This is a genomic window from Acinetobacter sp. YT-02 (assembly GCF_002412355.1).
Classification (GTDB): Bacteria; Pseudomonadota; Gammaproteobacteria; order Pseudomonadales; family Moraxellaceae; genus Acinetobacter; species Acinetobacter towneri.
Window position 1 is genome coordinate 80366 of sequence record NZ_NOZT01000002.1, and the last position, 17379, is coordinate 97744.

12 protein-coding genes and 1 tRNA gene are annotated in these 17379 nt (G+C 40.6%); 4 read left to right on the forward strand and 9 right to left on the reverse strand.

Features of this window, described 5'->3' with window-relative positions; all coding sequences use genetic code 11:
- Positions 1-238 precede the first annotated feature (238 nt).
- Positions 239-328, reverse strand: a tRNA-Ser gene (locus CF596_RS01355).
- An 86-nt stretch (positions 329-414) separates the two neighbouring features.
- Positions 415-912: a transcription elongation factor GreB gene (greB, locus tag CF596_RS01360; protein ID WP_004972106.1), complete on the reverse strand. Its 498-nt coding sequence runs from the start codon at positions 910-912 to the stop codon at positions 415-417.
- A 363-nt stretch (positions 913-1275) separates the two neighbouring features.
- Between greB and CF596_RS01365 the strand changes: the two genes are divergently transcribed.
- Entirely contained in the window at positions 1276-2391 is a 1116-nt protein-coding gene (locus CF596_RS01365; protein ID WP_004972108.1) for a transglycosylase SLT domain-containing protein, read from the forward strand.
- A 163-nt stretch (positions 2392-2554) separates the two neighbouring features.
- Here the strand turns inward: CF596_RS01365 and CF596_RS01370 are convergent, their stop codons facing one another.
- Both CF596_RS01370 and ttcA read right to left on the reverse strand, forming a co-directional pair.
- Positions 2555-2938: an SCP2 sterol-binding domain-containing protein gene (locus CF596_RS01370; protein WP_004972111.1), complete on the reverse strand. Its 384-nt coding sequence runs from the start codon at positions 2936-2938 to the stop codon at positions 2555-2557.
- A gap of 248 nt (positions 2939-3186) precedes the next feature.
- Positions 3187-4107: a tRNA 2-thiocytidine(32) synthetase TtcA gene (gene ttcA, locus CF596_RS01375; protein WP_096900984.1), complete on the reverse strand. Its 921-nt coding sequence runs from the start codon at positions 4105-4107 to the stop codon at positions 3187-3189.
- A 556-nt stretch (positions 4108-4663) separates the two neighbouring features.
- Here ttcA and CF596_RS01380 point away from each other — a divergent pair.
- On the forward strand, positions 4664-5551 hold the full coding sequence (locus CF596_RS01380; protein WP_096900985.1) for a lytic transglycosylase domain-containing protein: 888 nt from the start codon (positions 4664-4666) through the stop codon (positions 5549-5551).
- 188 nt (positions 5552-5739) lie between these two features.
- Positions 5740-6645: a protease HtpX gene (gene htpX, locus CF596_RS01385; RefSeq protein ID WP_004972117.1), complete on the forward strand. Its 906-nt coding sequence runs from the start codon at positions 5740-5742 to the stop codon at positions 6643-6645.
- Positions 6646-6756: 111 nt separating this feature from the next.
- Here htpX and CF596_RS01390 read toward each other — a convergent pair whose 3' ends face one another.
- The 3 genes from CF596_RS01390 to CF596_RS01400 form a co-directional block, all read right to left on the reverse strand.
- On the reverse strand, positions 6757-7347 hold the full coding sequence (locus CF596_RS01390) for a DUF4112 domain-containing protein (protein WP_096900986.1): 591 nt from the start codon (positions 7345-7347) through the stop codon (positions 6757-6759).
- Positions 7348-7493: 146 nt separating this feature from the next.
- Positions 7494-8828: a magnesium transporter gene (gene mgtE, locus CF596_RS01395; protein WP_075175071.1), complete on the reverse strand. Its 1335-nt coding sequence runs from the start codon at positions 8826-8828 to the stop codon at positions 7494-7496.
- A gap of 165 nt (positions 8829-8993) precedes the next feature.
- A complete protein-coding gene (locus tag CF596_RS01400) occupies positions 8994-12098 on the reverse strand; it encodes a multidrug efflux RND transporter permease subunit (protein ID WP_096900987.1) in 3105 nt (1034 codons plus the stop codon).
- A gap of 244 nt (positions 12099-12342) precedes the next feature.
- Here CF596_RS01400 and CF596_RS01405 point away from each other — a divergent pair, with 244 nt between their 5' ends.
- Positions 12343-13524, forward strand: coding sequence for a hypothetical protein (locus CF596_RS01405; protein ID WP_096900988.1), 1182 nt, complete (start codon positions 12343-12345; stop codon positions 13522-13524).
- A gap of 38 nt (positions 13525-13562) precedes the next feature.
- Here the strand turns inward: CF596_RS01405 and CF596_RS01410 are convergent, their stop codons facing one another.
- Together CF596_RS01410 and CF596_RS01415 are read right to left on the reverse strand one after the other, a co-directional pair.
- Positions 13563-14714 (reverse strand): LuxR C-terminal-related transcriptional regulator, encoded by a 1152-nt coding sequence (locus CF596_RS01410; RefSeq protein WP_096900989.1) that lies wholly within the window; start codon positions 14712-14714, stop codon positions 13563-13565.
- A 292-nt stretch (positions 14715-15006) separates the two neighbouring features.
- Positions 15007-17022, reverse strand: coding sequence for a YadA-like family protein (locus CF596_RS01415; protein ID WP_143228669.1), 2016 nt, complete (start codon positions 17020-17022; stop codon positions 15007-15009).
- Positions 17023-17379 lie beyond the last annotated feature (357 nt).

The following is a 17379-nucleotide window of genomic DNA, read 5'->3' on the forward strand; positions in this document are numbered from 1 at the left end:
TTGTATTTCATATATCTATACCATTTTAAAGTTCGCTTATTGATTAATTATCAATCTAAAAATCATTAATTTTCCAAGTTGAGATTCTAACAAAAACCTAGTCTTTTTTAGACCTAATCAAAATTATCTACACAAATATTATAATTATTGGGAAAGTCAAGCTCATTTTATAGTAATTAAAACTAGAAAACTTTAGCTCAAAAAAAAGACCCTTGAAAATCAAGGGTCTTTTTAAATTTGGCGGAAGCGGTGAGATTCGAACTCACGGAGGACTCACACCCTCGTCGGTTTTCAAGACCGGTGCATTAAACCGCTCTGCCACGCTTCCAATGGCGGCTATCATATAAAGAAAAATTCAGCTTGGCAAATATTTTCTAAAAATTATGATCCAAATGTTCAAAATAAAATCAAAAATCAGTCATTTTCTGCAATTTCAGGCTTTTCATAGCGTATCGAATTAATAAACCAGCTCTTTTTGCCTAACGGCGTCTGCACTTCCACCTCATCATCTACCTGTTTAGACAACAAAGCTCTAGCCATAGGTGAATCAATCGAAATATGTTGTGGATGATGATCATAAATTTCATCCACGCCCACAATTCTCAAGGTCTTTTGCTCGCCTTGTTCATTTTCAATTTCGACCCATGCGCCAAAATATACTTTACCCTCTTGTTCTGGTGCAAAATCGACAATACGCAGCTCTTCTAAACGCTTGCCCAAATAACGTACCCGACGGTCAATTTTACGCAAAAGCTGTTTGTTATATTGGTAATCTGCGTTTTCAGAGCGATCGCCGAGGCTTGCCGCCCAGTTTACTTTTTTGGTGATTTCAGGGCGTTCTTCATGCCACAAATGCTGTAATTCTGCCACGAGTTTATCGTGTCCAGAACGTGTAATTAAGTTAGATTTCATGGTGTTTTTGCAGCCGGTTTTTTACATTTGGTTAACATCAATCCTATATTTTATTGCATTTTTATACACAATAAAAATTTATAAAATTTATTTCTCAATGAAATGAATATCTTATGTTACATTTTTCAAAAAATTTATGTACAAAATTTGACATCCAAAATTTTCATCTTTATTATTCGCACATCTTTTAGTTTTGATCACTTTTTAACCTGTGTATAAATTTTACACATTTTCCCTTTAATCCCAAGTCATTTTGAATGACGTCATGACTGCCCAACCCTTATTGAATTTATCAAACTTGAAAAAGTTTAAGGTGTGTTGCCTTTGCTTTTTAGGGCATAAATTACTTGTAGCGGAGCCAACATGCACAGTAGTTCAACGTCTGGGTCTAGGCTTAGCCTTCACTCATTTTTTAATCGCCTCCCATTCAAAGTCCTCGCTTTCAGTACTGTTCTTCTCCCATTCCACAGTATTAACGCAGGCAAAGCCGTTCATCAATTTGACAGCGTCGTCAATCAGAACAAATTGACCGTTGTGTCTGTGGAAAATCCAACCACAGTGTTTAAAGATGGACAACATTTACATGGCTTTGGTTATGACCTTGTGCGTAACTATGCCGACAGCATGAATGTGAAACTCGAATTTAAAACGGTAAGCGACAATGCGACCGCTTTAAAATGGGTGTCTTCTGGTAAAGCGAACTTTGCCATGACCACGTCGAGTATCCAAAGCATCGAAAAGCAGCAACTCACGGCATTTTCTGCCAGTTGTGGCGATTTAAATACTTTAAAGCGTAATGGTTTAAATAGTGAGCTGAACTGGGTGTTTAAACACGCAGATGATCCACTTAGCCAAACCGCAAGCAACTTTGTTTGTCGTGGCAAGCAAAACGGCTCAATTACCCAATTGGCTTCATTTTATAATCGTAATGTGGTCAAACAAGAATCGTGGGATGTGATCCAGCGGGATTTGCGTAATCGTTTACCTTTATATAAGGCCAACTTTAAAAAGACTGCCACGCAGTACGATTTAGACTGGCATCTTTTGGCGGCAATTGGTTATCAGGAATCTTACCTCAAACCCAACTCGGTTTCGCCAACAGGTGTGCGCGGTATTATGATGCTGACCAATAATACAGCCAAAGCGATGGGCGTAAGCAACCGTACCGATCCTGCACAAAGTATTCAGGGTGGTGCTAAGTATTATGACCAAATGCTGAGCCGTTATGAGCATATTCCATTTCCTGATCGTAACTGGTATGCCCTAGTCGCTTATAACATGGGTCCTGGTGCAGTCAGTCAAATTCAGAAGCGTATTCGCTCACAAGGCAAAAACCCGAACAATTGGGTTAACCTATATGCGTATTTAGACCGTAACAAAGCGAGCAACGGTCGTTATCGTCAAGCAGTGCAATATGTGACTCGTATTCGCGCCTACCTTGAGCATATTAAGACCACACCGCAATTGGTGAATATCTAAAATTTACCTCGCGTGATTGAGTTGCAGTGTATATCAGCTGCAATTCAAACATAAATAATGCGCTGTTAAAGCTGCAGTGCATAAAAAAGCCTAGTTGATACTTCAGCTAGGCTTTTTTGTACTATAGCGGGAAATTCGCCTGCTACAGCGTAAATCGCTTGAATTAAGCAGATTGCTCAAGAATCTTCTTAAATAAGTCTTTTTGTTCTTGGCTTGGTTTTGCAGTTTGTAATGCCATTAATTGTGACATATCGCCCTGTACTTTGATTTTACCTGTCATAAAGGCTTGCATAGCAGCCGCCATGTCAAACTCTAGGAATACTTTACGTAAAGTTTCCGCATCCATATTTAATGTTGTTTTTGCGTTGTCCGCCAAACCTTTTTGGATTTTACCGCCATCTAAAGACAATTCTGTGTTGCCTGCAGCATCAGTCACCACTAAGTTAATTGCCAGATTTGCAAGTGCTGGAGGTAGGTTTAAATCACCAGCTTGAGCCGTTAAATTTTCTACAGTTGCAAACCAATCATCAGTTAAAAAAGCAGGCATGATTTTTCCTCAATATATTTGTGCATGTGTGTTGTCTATCCAGACACCATCATTATTAAGCTGTTTTGCTTGCTGATTGTTATAGCATGAACCTTTCGTGAAAGGCTAAGAAATTTTGTACGGGACGTTCAGTTTTTGTATTTTTAGTCGAAATGACGACTTTCTCAAATAAATCAAATTCATAAAAAAACACCAAGCTCTGGCTTGGTGTTGATTACATTTTGCAGGGATTGACAGGCTGTTATCGCTTAGTCTGCAGCGTAGCCTAAATTGACCATATTGATGCGTTTGTTTTGCTCTGCTGCGTTTTGTTCGGCCTGATCGGCAAAATCAAATACGCGCTGGCTGTCTAACGCTTCAAAGTCGAACAATTCACGGTCTGCCAACTGCGATGGCGATACATTCTGTATTGCACCAAAAATACTATGTAAACGCTTAGGATGTGCTTTATCCCACTCACGTAGCATGTCGTTAATAATCGCACGTTGTAAGTTTTCCTGTGAACCACACAAGTTACACGGAATAATTGGAAATTTGCGCATTTCTGCATATTTGATGATGTCTTTTTCTTCCACATAAGCCAGTGGACGAATCAGCATATTTTTCTTGTCTGAAGAAAGTAGCTTTGGCGGCATCGCCTTTAAACTCCCCCCATGGAACAAGTTCAAGAAAAAAGTCGCCAAAATATCATCACGGTGATGCCCAAGCGCCACTTTGGTTGCACCAATTTCCTGTGCAAAGCCATAGAGCGAACCACGGCGCAAACGTGAACATACCGCACAATAGGTTTTTCCTTCAGGGGTTAAACGCTTGGTGATGCTATAGGTGTCTTTTTCCAAAATATAATACGGAATGTTATTTTCTTCTAAATAACGCGGTAATATATCTTCAGGGAAACCAGGTTGCTTTTGGTCTAGGTTGACTGCCACCACATCAAAGTTGATTGGCGCAATACGTTTAAACTGCAACATAATGTCCAGCAAGGTATAACTGTCTTTCCCGCCAGAAATACACACCATGACTTTATCGCCATCTTCAATCATATTGAAGTCACGAATCGCATGCCCGACTTGGCGACGCAGCTTTTTCAACAAACGATAATACGCAGAGCTGGTTGGGAGTTCTGGCTTGAAATTAAATCCTTGATCGGACTCAACGGGTGAGAACATAGACGAGATTAACCCATGAAAAAAATTACCGCGCAATTTTAGCCGATTCAGACCAACATCGCATCAAAAGAATGTAATTTCATCGCAATCTTCCTTTTCGTCAAAGAACTTAATTTCTGACTGCGCGTTCATTTCTGTTTACACACTTTATTTCTATCTGCGCAGATCGTTTTTTTCTGTGGCTAGTTTGAACCCTCAGGTTCACTTTTTCGCCAAGATGCTTATCTTTTGGACTTTTCCACAGTTTTCCACAAAAGCTGTGGATAACTTTGTGGATTTAAAACAACTTGACAACGCCTCTTGCCGTTATTCTAAGGCTTCTCTTTAAATTGATTACTTTTTGATCGATTTTATTTTAATTTAAAATCATACACTTAAGTGTGTCAAGCTGATCCAATTAAAAAAAATAAATATTTTTTTTGATTACTCTGTCAGCAATTAAGCTTGATTTTTTTCGACACTACTGTAAATGAATTTGTACAAAGCCTTTTCATCTGTGAGATTTTTGTTAAACTCCTATTAACTGTTTGGGGACAGCTTTTAGTGTATTCACAGCATGAACAATAAAATTAATGCCTTTTTACTGTATATTTTGGGGACTGCCAGCATCATGCCTTTGGCAACGACAACGCACGCAGGTCAAATTTATATGTATAAGGACAGCAATGGCAGTACCTTGCTGACTAACCGCAAAAGTGCAGATCGTTCACTGACAAAAGTAAAAGTCACCTATTATCCAGACAGCAATATTCACAGTTATCGCAACTGGGGCAATTCCGAAGCGTCGGTATTGCCAAGTTATAGCCGCAATAAAAACGCCTTTGACCACATTATTCAGCAAGCAGCACAACAACACGGTGTTTCAGAAGGTCTAATTAAAGCAGTGATGCATACCGAATCAGGTTTTAATGTCAACGCCCGCTCGCCTGTCGGTGCACAAGGTCTAATGCAGCTCATGCCTGCGACAGCACGACGTTTTAATGTCAGCAACGCTTATGACCCGCATGAAAACATTATGGCGGGTGCAAAATACTTGGCTTGGTTACTCAAACGCTTTAATGGCAACACCACTTTAGCTTTGGCGGGTTATAACGCGGGCGAAGGCAATGTTGCAAAATACGGCGGTGTACCACCTTTTCGTGAAACTCAGGACTATGTACGTCGTGTGACCAGTCGTTATAGCAACCTGTATGCCAACGGTGTTAGTGCAAGTGCTAATAACAATGCGATTACGGCAAATAACAATAGCAATACTCAGAGTCAAAATGCACAAGTGATTGCGCAGTCAGACAATTACACTGCCAGTAATCATCAAGTGGCGGCAAACAAACGTCCACAACGTCAAATTATTATGGCTGCCGATGGTCGCTTTACCGATGCACCTGCAGGTTCTTACGCGACAGGGAATGCCACGGCTTCGGCACGTATTTTTATTTCAGAATAAAAGCTACAGCACTTCATTTGAGCTTGCGTTGCCGCAAGCTCAAATGAAGTGCCGATTGCAGTATCAGCTCAAAATATTTTTAGTACAGTTTTATTATTTTTCTTGAATTTTTAATACATACACCGCATATTTACGGCATGGTTTATTAATAAATCAGATTACATTTTTAATATAAGAGGATTTACTCAATGATGCGGATTGGTTTGTTCTTGCTAACCAACCTCGCGGTACTGGTTGTAGCTGGCATAATTTTGTCACTCTTCGGTGTCGGTAGTTACCATGGCGCGGGTGGCTTAAACCTAGGCAACCTGTTGGTCATCTGTTTTGTCTTTGGTATGGTTGGCTCTTTAATTTCACTATTCATGTCTAAATGGATGGCGAAAAAAACAACTGGGACTGAATTAATTGACCCGAATGCCCCTCGTAACCAAGCTGAAGCGTGGTTATTAAATGAAGTTGCGCAATTGTCGCAGCGTGCTGGTATCAAAATGCCAGAAGTGGGTATTTTCCCTTCTTACCAATCGAATGCTTTTGCAACAGGTTGGAATAAAAACGATGCTTTAGTGGCTGTATCTACAGGGCTGCTTGAGCGTATGAACAAAGATGAATTACGTGCAGTTTTGGCACACGAAATTGGTCACGTTGCCAATGGTGACATGGTGACCTTGGCACTGATTCAAGGTGTGGTCAACGCATTCGTCATGTTCTTTGCCCGTGTTGCAGGTGACTTCATTGACCGTAACGTATTTGGTCGTGAAGATGGCGAAGCACCAGGCTTGGCTTATTTTGCAATTACCATTGTACTGGATATCGTATTTGGTATTTTGGCCTCTTCAATCGTGATGTGGTTCTCGCGTCAACGTGAATACCGTGCCGATGAAGCAGGTGCACGTTTGGCAGGTAAACAAGCCATGATTTCTGCATTATTACGCTTACAAGCAGAATCTGAAATGCCAGATGCAATGCCAAAAGAAATGAAAGCTTTTGCGATTTCTGCAGGTAAAGAAGAAGGTTTTAGCTTGGCAGCGTTATTCCAAACTCACCCAAGCATTGAACAACGTGTTGCGGCCTTACAGCAATTAAATTTACCTTAATACGCATAGCAACACATTAACAGCGACACCAAAAAGCTTCCTCAGGGAAGCTTTTTTCATGTCTGTAAATTGAATCTGCCAGATGGTTTTGGACTTTTTAAACGGGCTGTTTTAAACGGCAAAACTTTGTGACCAGTGCCACAACCAACTTGCACCAAGCCAGACCGCCCAAATAAAGAAAATAAGAAAAATCACGCCAAGCAAATCAGGCAAATGTAACCACAGCCACGCCACCACTGGATTACGCCAAAATGCCGACTGCTGTTGTTTGCGTTCCAGGCGCTCATGTAAAAACGGATGCACCACATGATGTTCACTCTGAATCTGATATTCTTCACGGATATGCGTATGCACTACATCTAAAGCTTTACGGCTTGGGCGAATAAATACATCAAATACTGTGCCGACAATTGGCACAAAACCAACTACTGCATCCACCACAGCAAGTTTAATCACTGGCGTGAGTTTAGTTTGCGGTACACCAATTTGTTTGGCTTTATAAATCGCATAACAGGTCAGTGCAAAACCTGCGACATCCCCCGCGACAGGTACAGTGCCTAATGCGGCATCTGCCCCCACACCCTGCTTGGTAAATGGAATACGCACCACAGAATCCATCATATTGGCAAACTTGGCTAAATCGCGCTCTAAGCGAATCACCTCTTGCTGGCTAAGTTTTTTTGAAGATGCTGGTTCTGGCATAGAAAACGTATCGTTGGGTAAATGCAATCTAATTGAGAATAAAGCAGTTTTTTACTCAGGTCTGTTATGATTTTATAAACAGAATTTTGATCAATGCAAAAAGTTTTAAGATGAGGTGTTGAATGAGTCATCATCACCGACAGCGTTTAAAGTAACAACTGTGAAGCAATAAATAAGTACACCACCACACCCGTTGCATCACAAATCGAAGTCACCAAAGGTGCAGAGGCGCTGGCAGGGTCTAGTTTCAGGCGATGCAAAATAAAAGGTAGACTCATGCCAATTAAACAACCCATCAGCACAATGCCCAGCATACTCAGTGCCAATACCACAGACACCATCATATCGCCACGGTAATAGCCTAAAATTGAAACCGCAAAAGCCATCGTTCCACCCAAACATAGCGCCACCAAACTTTCACGTCCGAGTAAATGCAGCCAATCTTTAAATTGCACATCACCTGTAGCCAGTGCCCGTACCATTAAGGTCGCAGACTGAGAACCCGCATTACCACCACTACCGACCAAAAGCGGCAAGAAAAAAACCAGTACAATATGTGCTGCAATAATGTCTTCATAATGCGCAATACCAATTCCAGACAATAAACTGCCAAATACCAAAATCACCAACCAAAACACACGTTTGCGATATAAAAATAAAATTGGCGCAGTTTTTATACTCATGCCAGGTGAAGACGCTACCGCACTGGATTTTAAAAAGTCTTCTGTAGTTTCTGCCTGTACCACGTCCATCGCATCATCATAGGTGACAATCCCCAGTAAATGCTGTGCATCATCTACAATCGGTAAGGCCAAAAAATCATAATGGCTGAGTTTTTGCGCGATACTTTCCTGATCTTCAGTCACCAAACCTGTGACCAAATCGGTGCACATCACATTTTTAATTTTTTGTTCAGGCGGGTTTTGAATAATTTCCCTTAAAGAAATAACCCCCAATAGTTTCATTAGTTCATCGACAATATAAATCAGGTACAAAGTTTCCCGATCTGTGGTCATTCTGCGCAATTCATCTATAGCTTGCTGCATGTTCAGTTCTGGCGAGAGCACCACGAAATCCGAACTCATAATCGCGCCCGCAGATTCTTCAGGATAGCGCGCTAAAGTCTGAATCTGTGCGCGTTTTTCTTCCGTAATGTGTAAGCTGACAAAACGCTGTAAATGCGGAGAAAGTAACTTAAATAAGTCGGTGCGGTCATCTGAATGCATGGCTGAAATCAGTTTGACCAATTGCTGCGGTGCAATCGCTTCGGCAATTTGAAGTTGTGAATGCAGTGGTAAAAATTCCATCACCAAGGCAGCACTGTCAATTTGTTCAATTAAACTCAGCTGTGCTTTCAGGCTTAAATACTGCATTAAGTCGGCTAAATCGGCAGGATTGATACTGTCGATCAGGCTGTGTACTGTGCTTGGCTGATGCAATTGTAAGGCTTGTTCTAACTGTTCAGCGTGCAGATTGGTCATTGCTCTCACCCACTCCATCATTCCAAAAACGTAAAATGAAGAATGGGCGCAGTGTCTCGGCCCATACCAACCCTTAAAAAACCGAAAATCTGTAGATTTATGCAAGATTTTTAGCGTTTCATATCATAGCCTATAATTTTGCTAAGTGCCTAATAAAAAACATCTTTAGTTTATGGGTGATGAACGATTCACTTGAAATATAGAACGAATCAGCACGTACATAAACGGAATAAAAACAAGCACTAAAATTGTGCCAAAAATAACTCCACCTAAAACACTCACCCCAATTTCCTGACGGCTTGCTGCACCTGCACCAAAGGCAAATACTAGCGGCAAAATACCTGCACCAAATGCCAATGAGGTCATTAAAATAGGTCTGAGCCGTAAGCTTGCACCTTCTAAAGCGGCTTGAATCACCTGTTTGCCTTGTTGCTGCGCAGCCGAAGCAAACTCCACAATTAAGATGGCATTTTTACATGACAAACCAATGGTGGTGAGCAAGGCAATTTGGAAATAAATATCGTTCGGGAAACCTGCCAAATAGCTGAAAATAATATTTCCACCAATCCCTAAAGGAATGGCACTCATGACCGCTGTTGGAATACTCCAACTTTCATACAAGGCCGCAAGGCACAAGAAAATAAACCCGATGGAAACCAAATACAGTAACAAAGCCTGATTGCTAGACTGATTTTCTTCAAAAGACAACCCACTCCATGCCAAGTCAATGCCCTGCTGCTGTGCCACCATCTGTTCTAAATCACGCATCGCCTGCCCCGAGCTATATCCTTCAGCAGTATCGGCTTCCATTTGCAAAGCGCTATAACCCATAAAACGATTGACGACTTCTGGCCCACCGCTCCAACTGAGTTGAGCAAACTGGCTAAAAGGTACCATTTGATTTTGTTGACTACGTACCGACCATTGGTTCAAATCTTCAGGTTTACCACGAAATTCGGCATCACCCTGCATAATTACGCGTTTAATTCGACCACGGTCAATAAAATCGTTGATATAACTGCCGCCCCAAGCTGCCGCTAAAGTGCTGTTAATCGCCGTTTGATTTAAACCTGCTGCCATCGCCTGTTTCTGATCAATCGTGACGTTTAACTCCGCTTTTTCAGGATTGGCACGTTGATCTAAATTTTTAAAGCTTTGATATTGAGCGGCTTGCTGCTGTAAATTTTGAAATTGCTGAATTAAAAAATCGCGTCCTGTACCATTCACATCGCGCATCCAGAACTCTAAGCCATCGGTTTGCCCCAAACCACGAACTGCTGCGGGCATGCCAATGGTAATTTGTGCATTGGGATACTGTCGAAAATGCTGCATGGCACGTTCACGAATAGCTTGTGCGGTATGCTGTTGCCCTTGACGCTCATCCCAATGTTTTAGCGCAATAAAACCCTGCCCTAAATTCTGCCCTGTTCCCGAAAAATTACGTCCATAACGAATCATCACCAAATCAACATTGTGGGCTTCATGCTGCATAAAGTATTCACGTATGCTTTCGCCCACTTCACGACTTTTAGACAACGGCGCACCTTCCTGTAATTTAAATTGCACCGACAACATGCCCTGATCTTCATTCGGGATAAAACTGGTAGGTAAGGCACGGTAAAACAAGGCAAACACCGTCAATAAACCTGCAAAAATAACCAGACACACCGCTTTATGCTGAATCGTCCAGCCTGATAATTTGAGATAGTGTTGTTTTAAGCGTTCCAGTTTTTGATTAAACCAGATGGCCCATTGGGCTGGTTGTGGATTGGGTTTTAAAATCAAGGCACACAAGGCAGGCGTTAAAATTAAGGCCACACCTAAAGACAGCACCATCGCAGTGACTAAGGTGATGGAAAACTGGCGATAAATCACCCCAGCCGAACCACCAAAAAATGCCATAGGAATAAATACTGCGGTCAAAACTAAGGTAATGCCGACCAAAGCACCGCTAATTTCCTGCATAGATGCGATAGATGCCTGTTTAGCCGAGAGCTGCTGTTCGTGCATTAAACGCTCGACGTTTTCGACCACGACAATCGCATCATCCACCAACAAACCAATCGCTAAAACCAAAGCGAATAAGGTCAGCGTGTTAATACTTAGGCCAAAGAGTTGCAACACGGCCATAGTGCCTAAAATCACCACAGGCACGGTTACGGTAGGAATGAGCGTCGCGCGCCAGTTTTGTAAAAACAAGAACATCACGATGACAACTAAAATCACCGCTTCAATTAAAGTTTTCACCACTTCATTAATTGATTCCTGCACGAAAGGCGTGTTATCTCGTGGATAGACAATTTGGTAACCTTCGGGCAATTGTTGTTTTAAATGCTCAATTTGTTTTTGAATTAAGGCTGAAGTTTGTAACGCATTGGCACCAGACGATAAAGAAATCCCCATCCCTGCCGATGGAAAACCATTAATGGTATTAAAGTTTTGATAATTTTCTGCACCGAGTTCTATACGTGCCACATCTTTTAAATAAACAAAGCTGCCAGCCTGATCTGCTTTTAAAATAATATTTTCAAATTCTTCTACCGTTTTTAAGCGTGAACCTGAGGTGACTTTGGCATTGAGATATTGTTCTTGTGCTGTGGGTAATTCACCAATTGCCCCTGCCGCGACTTGGGTATTTTGTGCCAATACTGCAGCACGTACATCACTTGGCATGAGTGCATATTGTTTTAACTTTAATGGATTCAGCCAAATCCGCATCGCATATTGTGCACCAAAAACATCGACCTCACCCACACCTTCAATGCGTGCCAGCTCTTGCTCTAAATGACCCATCATATAGTCAGACAAGGCAATATTGCTGCTTTTGCCTGTGGCATCGTACAGCCCAATCACCATATGCGTATCGCCCAATGATTTAAAGATATTCACCCCCTGACGCTGCACATCTTCAGGTAAGCGGTTAATTGCACCATTAATCACATTTTGTACCTGGACTTGTGCGGTATCGGGGTCGGTACCATTTTCAAAGCTAATGCTGATTCGACTTCGTCCTGAAGAATCACTGCTAGAACTAAAATACAGCAGATGATCCAAACCTTTGATTTGTTGTTCTAAAATTTGAGTCACACTTTCTTCTACGGTTTCAGCCGAAGCACCTGTATAGGTTGCGCTGACGGTGATACGAGGCGGCGCAATATCTGGATAACGTTCTACAGGCAGATTCAGTACTGAAAAAATCCCGAGTGCCATCACCATAATAGCGAGCACACCTGCAAAAATTGGACGTTCAATAAAAATTTTTGACAGCATAGAACAAGATCACTTTCTGGTGGCGATTGGGCTTAAACACGCAATATTTTTCTTCAAATTAACATAGGCGAGTGGATCTTCCGTGACTGAAAATCAAAAAATTATACTTTTTCACAAAAATATTGTTTTTTCTTCATTTTTTCTCACAGATTTTTGTGTTTACCCTCCCAATTTTGGGATAGCTCCTAAACTCATCTAATTTCTATACTGCAGATATGACAATTTGAATAACAAGGAATTCGTGATGAAAAAAACCTTATTATGCTTAACTTTAGCAGGCTTACTGAGTGCATGTGGCGGTTCAGACAATGATTCTGGTAGTTCTGCTCCCCCACCTTCAAGCTCCCTAAAAACTGGGATACTAACCGATGGACCTGTAGCTGGGGTTAAATATCTCAGAGCTTCGAGTTCAGGTGAAAGTATTGAAGGTATCACCAATGATAAAGGTGAGTTTGAATATGCGGAGGGCGATACTGTTCGCTTCTTTATTGGTGATGTGCAACTTGGTGAAGCCATTGAAGCTAAAGCACGTATTACCCCACTAGATTTAGCTGAAAGTGAAAATGCCCGTACCAACTTAATGGTATTGCTACAATCTTTAGATGCCGATGGCGACCATAGTAATGGGATTGAGATTAGTGCAGAGACTCAAGCAGCCTTCAATACTGTAAATCTAACTTTTGAACAAAATAGCACCGATTTCACAACTGAAGTGCTTAGCAAAACACCCCTCACTGAAGCTCAACTCGTGACACCACAAAAAGCTGCAGAAAACTTCCAAACCACCTTTTATAAAGATATTGCTGGAACTTGGGAAATTGGACGTACCAATGCATCTGCTGTTTTATTACATATTTTAGCAGATGGACGTTATGTTCTGGGCGAAGCAGATGTAGAAGATGAAACAGGGAAGCCTGGTATTGAAATCGGACAATTAAATTGGAATGCTTTAACCTCAGCGCTGAACCCTGTAATTTCCATAGATACAAACGGTGACTACGGACTTTCACATCCTGACAATGATGATCATTACCGCTTAAGTTATAATGGCACAGATCTAGTGCTGACTGATGTAGGAAGTAATAGCACCTATATTTTAACTAAAGTAAAACAATCATCAGGTCTAGTCGGTACTTGGAAGTTCTCAGAAACTCAACTCTTTGCCTTCTTTGACAATAACTACTACTTCTTCCTAGATGGAGAAGGTGGTGAAGATTGCGGTTGGGCTGGAATTGAATATGGCAAGTTATCCATTACTGCGAATACACTCACACCTACCGAAGTTTTTTATGACACCAACGAATGTGGTGGATTCCATGATAGCTTTGACGATTCCAAATCAATTGTAAACTATACTATTTCAGGCACAAGTCTGACCATAGGCTCAGAAGGCGAACCCTCTGTTACCCTACAACGCAGTAACTAAAAACTCTTATAAGCTGTCTAAGCTAGACTTAGGCAGCTTTAACCAATATGCTCAAAATGAATGGTACAACCCATTAATAAATGCATAAGTTCAATTTGCGATTTGCATTGGGTTTTTTCATAAATATTTTTAAAATAAGTGCGCACCGAACTGAGCGTAACTCCACAATGTTCCGCAATTTCTTCTAACTTACAACCATTCATCAACAACTCACACAGCTCAAACTCACGTTTAGACAATTGATAAGCTTGCTGCAAATAGGCTTTTGACAAGGCATAGTGCTGATGCTTATCGGTCAGAAATACCGCAATTTGATGTTGTCCTGCATTTTGATGCTGCATATTTTTTAATTTAGAACAAGGTACGATAGTCAGCATTAATTGTTTTCCTTTCGCATCTGACAAAGACAATACACCGCCTACATCTGCGTTTAATGCCGACTGTCCCAATAAGGCTGAGTTCAATAATTGATCTAAACGATTTTGATCATAAGCATTTGTTTTTAAACAATTATACAAGTCCAAACCTAAACATGAATCGTGTTCCAGCATGCTTTGAGCTAAAGGGTTTGAATAAGTCAAACTCAACTGATGATCAAGCAAAATCACACCTGTTTTTAAATGATCGAGCACGCTATACAAACTTAAATTTTCTTGTTTAACCAAACTAAACTGACGATGGATTTGTAAAGCACGGCGTAAATGCACACCCAAATGCTTTAAAAAATCCAACTCTTTTTGTTGATACGGCGCTACATCTGGCGCACGGTGTAGTCCCAAAACCGCCCAACGATGTGAACCCTGATCGAGCAAAACAGCCGAGATATAACTAATTCCCGTCGGATTCAAACACCGTTCATAAAAGATATATTCATCACTTTCAGGGTTTTCCCCATAATGCGATAAATCCGAGCTCGCTACTTGCCCCACACCTAAATTTTCCCACAATACTCTGTGTAACTGCATGTCAATCACGCGAATCCGCTCATCACGATAGGCATGCAAAGCTTCATCTGGAATATTGTGACTAAATAAAAAATCGTAACTTGGACTAAATTGATCTAAGGCAGTAAAAATGGCGGTTTTACTGTCTGTATATTGAACAATTTTTTCAATTACTTGCGGCCATAAACGCGTATCCATCGCGGCATCATAAATTAACCCAATGATCTGGTGTTCTTGTTCTTTCATATCGCCCTCAGCTTAATCATTAAGCACTACCAATTTAATACAAAAGCTCATCATACTCTTAAGGTCTGTTGACATTTGCTGTAAAAAAAATAGCGAGATAGTAAAATTCAATCGCCAAACTAAATTCACTACTCGCCATGCCTCGTACAATGTTGAATGATCAACACTGGTCTAAGTTAAAAGCTATTGTCCGCAAATTTAATAGACTTCTTGCGAAAGTATAGTTTTATTGTACCGCATAAAAAAATCCCCGCAATTGCGGGGATTTTATTTCAACTATGTTAAAGGTAAATTATTTACCGCCAAACACATATGAAACACCTACACGACCACCAAACTCATTACCACCAGCGAAACCAACTGCACCACTTGCAGAGATACGATCAGTAAAAGATGTTACTACACCGATAGAACCAGCAGTTTCACCTTCATAATGACCTACACCACCAAATACAGCAACTTGACCTGGAGCAATGTTAGGTACAGCTTGTTGTGCAGCTAACGCAATTGCAATACCACGGTAAGCAGTTTTTTGCACATCATCAATACGAGTATTTAATTGATTTGCACGACCATCAGTATAAGCATTAGCTGATACCAAAGTCGCTGCCGCTTTAGCATCAGTGTAACCATTTGCAGAAGTTAACGTTGCTGCATCACCATCAACAATTGCTTTGTTTACACGTACTGTTTCAGCTGCAGCTTCACTACGTAAAGTCGTTGCTGTAGTGTCTGTATAACCTTTTGCAGAAGTTAACGTTGCTGCATCACCATCAACAATTGCTTTGTTTACACGTACTGTCTCAGCTGCTGCTTCATTACGAATCGCTGCACGATCAGTTGTTGCTGCATTGTCTGCTGCTAAACGGGTTGCTGCTTCACTTGAAATCGCTGCTGCATTAATCGCAATGTCAGCTTTGTTCGTAGCGATATCAGCTTTGTTTGTAGCGATATCAGCAGTGCTAGTTGCAATGTTTGCTGCATTGGTTGCGATATCAGCAGTGTTCGTTGCAATATTCGCTGCATTGGTTGCAATGTCAGCTTTGTTTGTAGCGATATCAGCAGTGTTCGTTGCAATATTCGCTGCATTGGTTGCAATGTCAGCTTTGTTTGTAGCTATATCAGCAGTGTTCGTTGCAATGTTTGCTGCATTGGTTGCGATATCAGCTGTATTTGTTGCAATGTTCGCTGCATTGGTTGCGATATCAGCAGTGTTCGTTGCAATATTCGCTGCATTGGTTGCAATGTTACCTGTGTTTGTAGCGATATCAGCAGTGTTGGTTGCAATGTTTGCTGCATTGGTTGCAATCTCACCAGTAACATTTACACCTTGAACTGTAAGTGTACCGTCTGCTGCAATCGTAGTTGTACCTGTTACAGTACCACTTGCATCAGTAGTAACAAATTTAACGCCATTGTCATCTAAAGTTTGTGTAGTCGAATTTGTACCACCATGCAGTACCAAAGCGCCGTTTGCACCATTACCAGTAATAAGACTTGTAGTAATACCTTCAGCTGTAACTGTTGTTGAGTTACCCGTAACAACATCGCTTGCAACAATCCCACTTGCAGTTAAAGTAGCAGTTTTATCTGCTGTTACAGTACCATCAGTAGCTGTATCTTTAGATTTAGCAACTGTTCCATAAGTATTTACACCACCAGTTGAATCAATAATGCCTGTTGTAACTGATTGATCTTTAGTAACTGTTTCAGTAGATGTTGGAATAGTACTATTTTTTAAATCTTCGACAAGGGCTACACCATCTGTCATCTGCCCTTTACTTACTGTTACAGCCTCACGCTCAGTTGTTTTCTCTCCATACTGAACATTTTGATCAGAAACAGTCTTAATAGTCTCAGATTTTTGTTGCTTAGAAGTTGTTGTTTCAAGTAAACCAGCAGCATTTGCAGGTTGCCCTGCAACATCACTAGCAGCAGCAGTTTGGTCAGCAATTTTTACAAATTCACCAAGAGAGTTTTTCTCATAATACACTGGTGCAGAAGTAGAGTTTTCTTGTACTGCATAGACTGTTTGCGTTGCGGATAAATCATAGCGAGTTACAACACCAGTTTGTAAAAGTGAAGGTACCCCAATATTTTGAAAGCCAGAATTTGAGCTACCTAAATCTACAGATTGACTTGTAGACGTATCTGGCCCCAAAAACGATATATCAAACCCATTGATGTTATTGATAGTTACAGCATGAACACTACCTGCAGCAACTAATGCAACTGCCAGAGCTGATAATTGAAAAGATTTTTTCATTAAAATACATCCTATTTTTGAAGCATAAACTTTTAATCTCACTAAGCAATTACATTCCAGTTCTAGAGTTGGAATTGTAAAGCCCAGAGAGCTGTCGTATCGCTTGAGTTATTGGCCTAGATCACTTACTCGTTTCATACAAAACTGATATAGAACAAACAATCTAGACACCCCTATGTTGCCGATTGTAATTTTACTTTAAAATTTTATCAATTAAAATTTGATTAAAAATACAGATTTATTTGAAATAAAAAGAAAATATGTTCTTACAACCAACTAACATATTGAAACAAATAAATTTTTAATAGAATAATATTTTAATAACCAATAACTTTATCAATCAAAAATTGATTTAAAAATGCTAAGGTTAATTAGGGTCTGTTGACATTTGCTGTATAA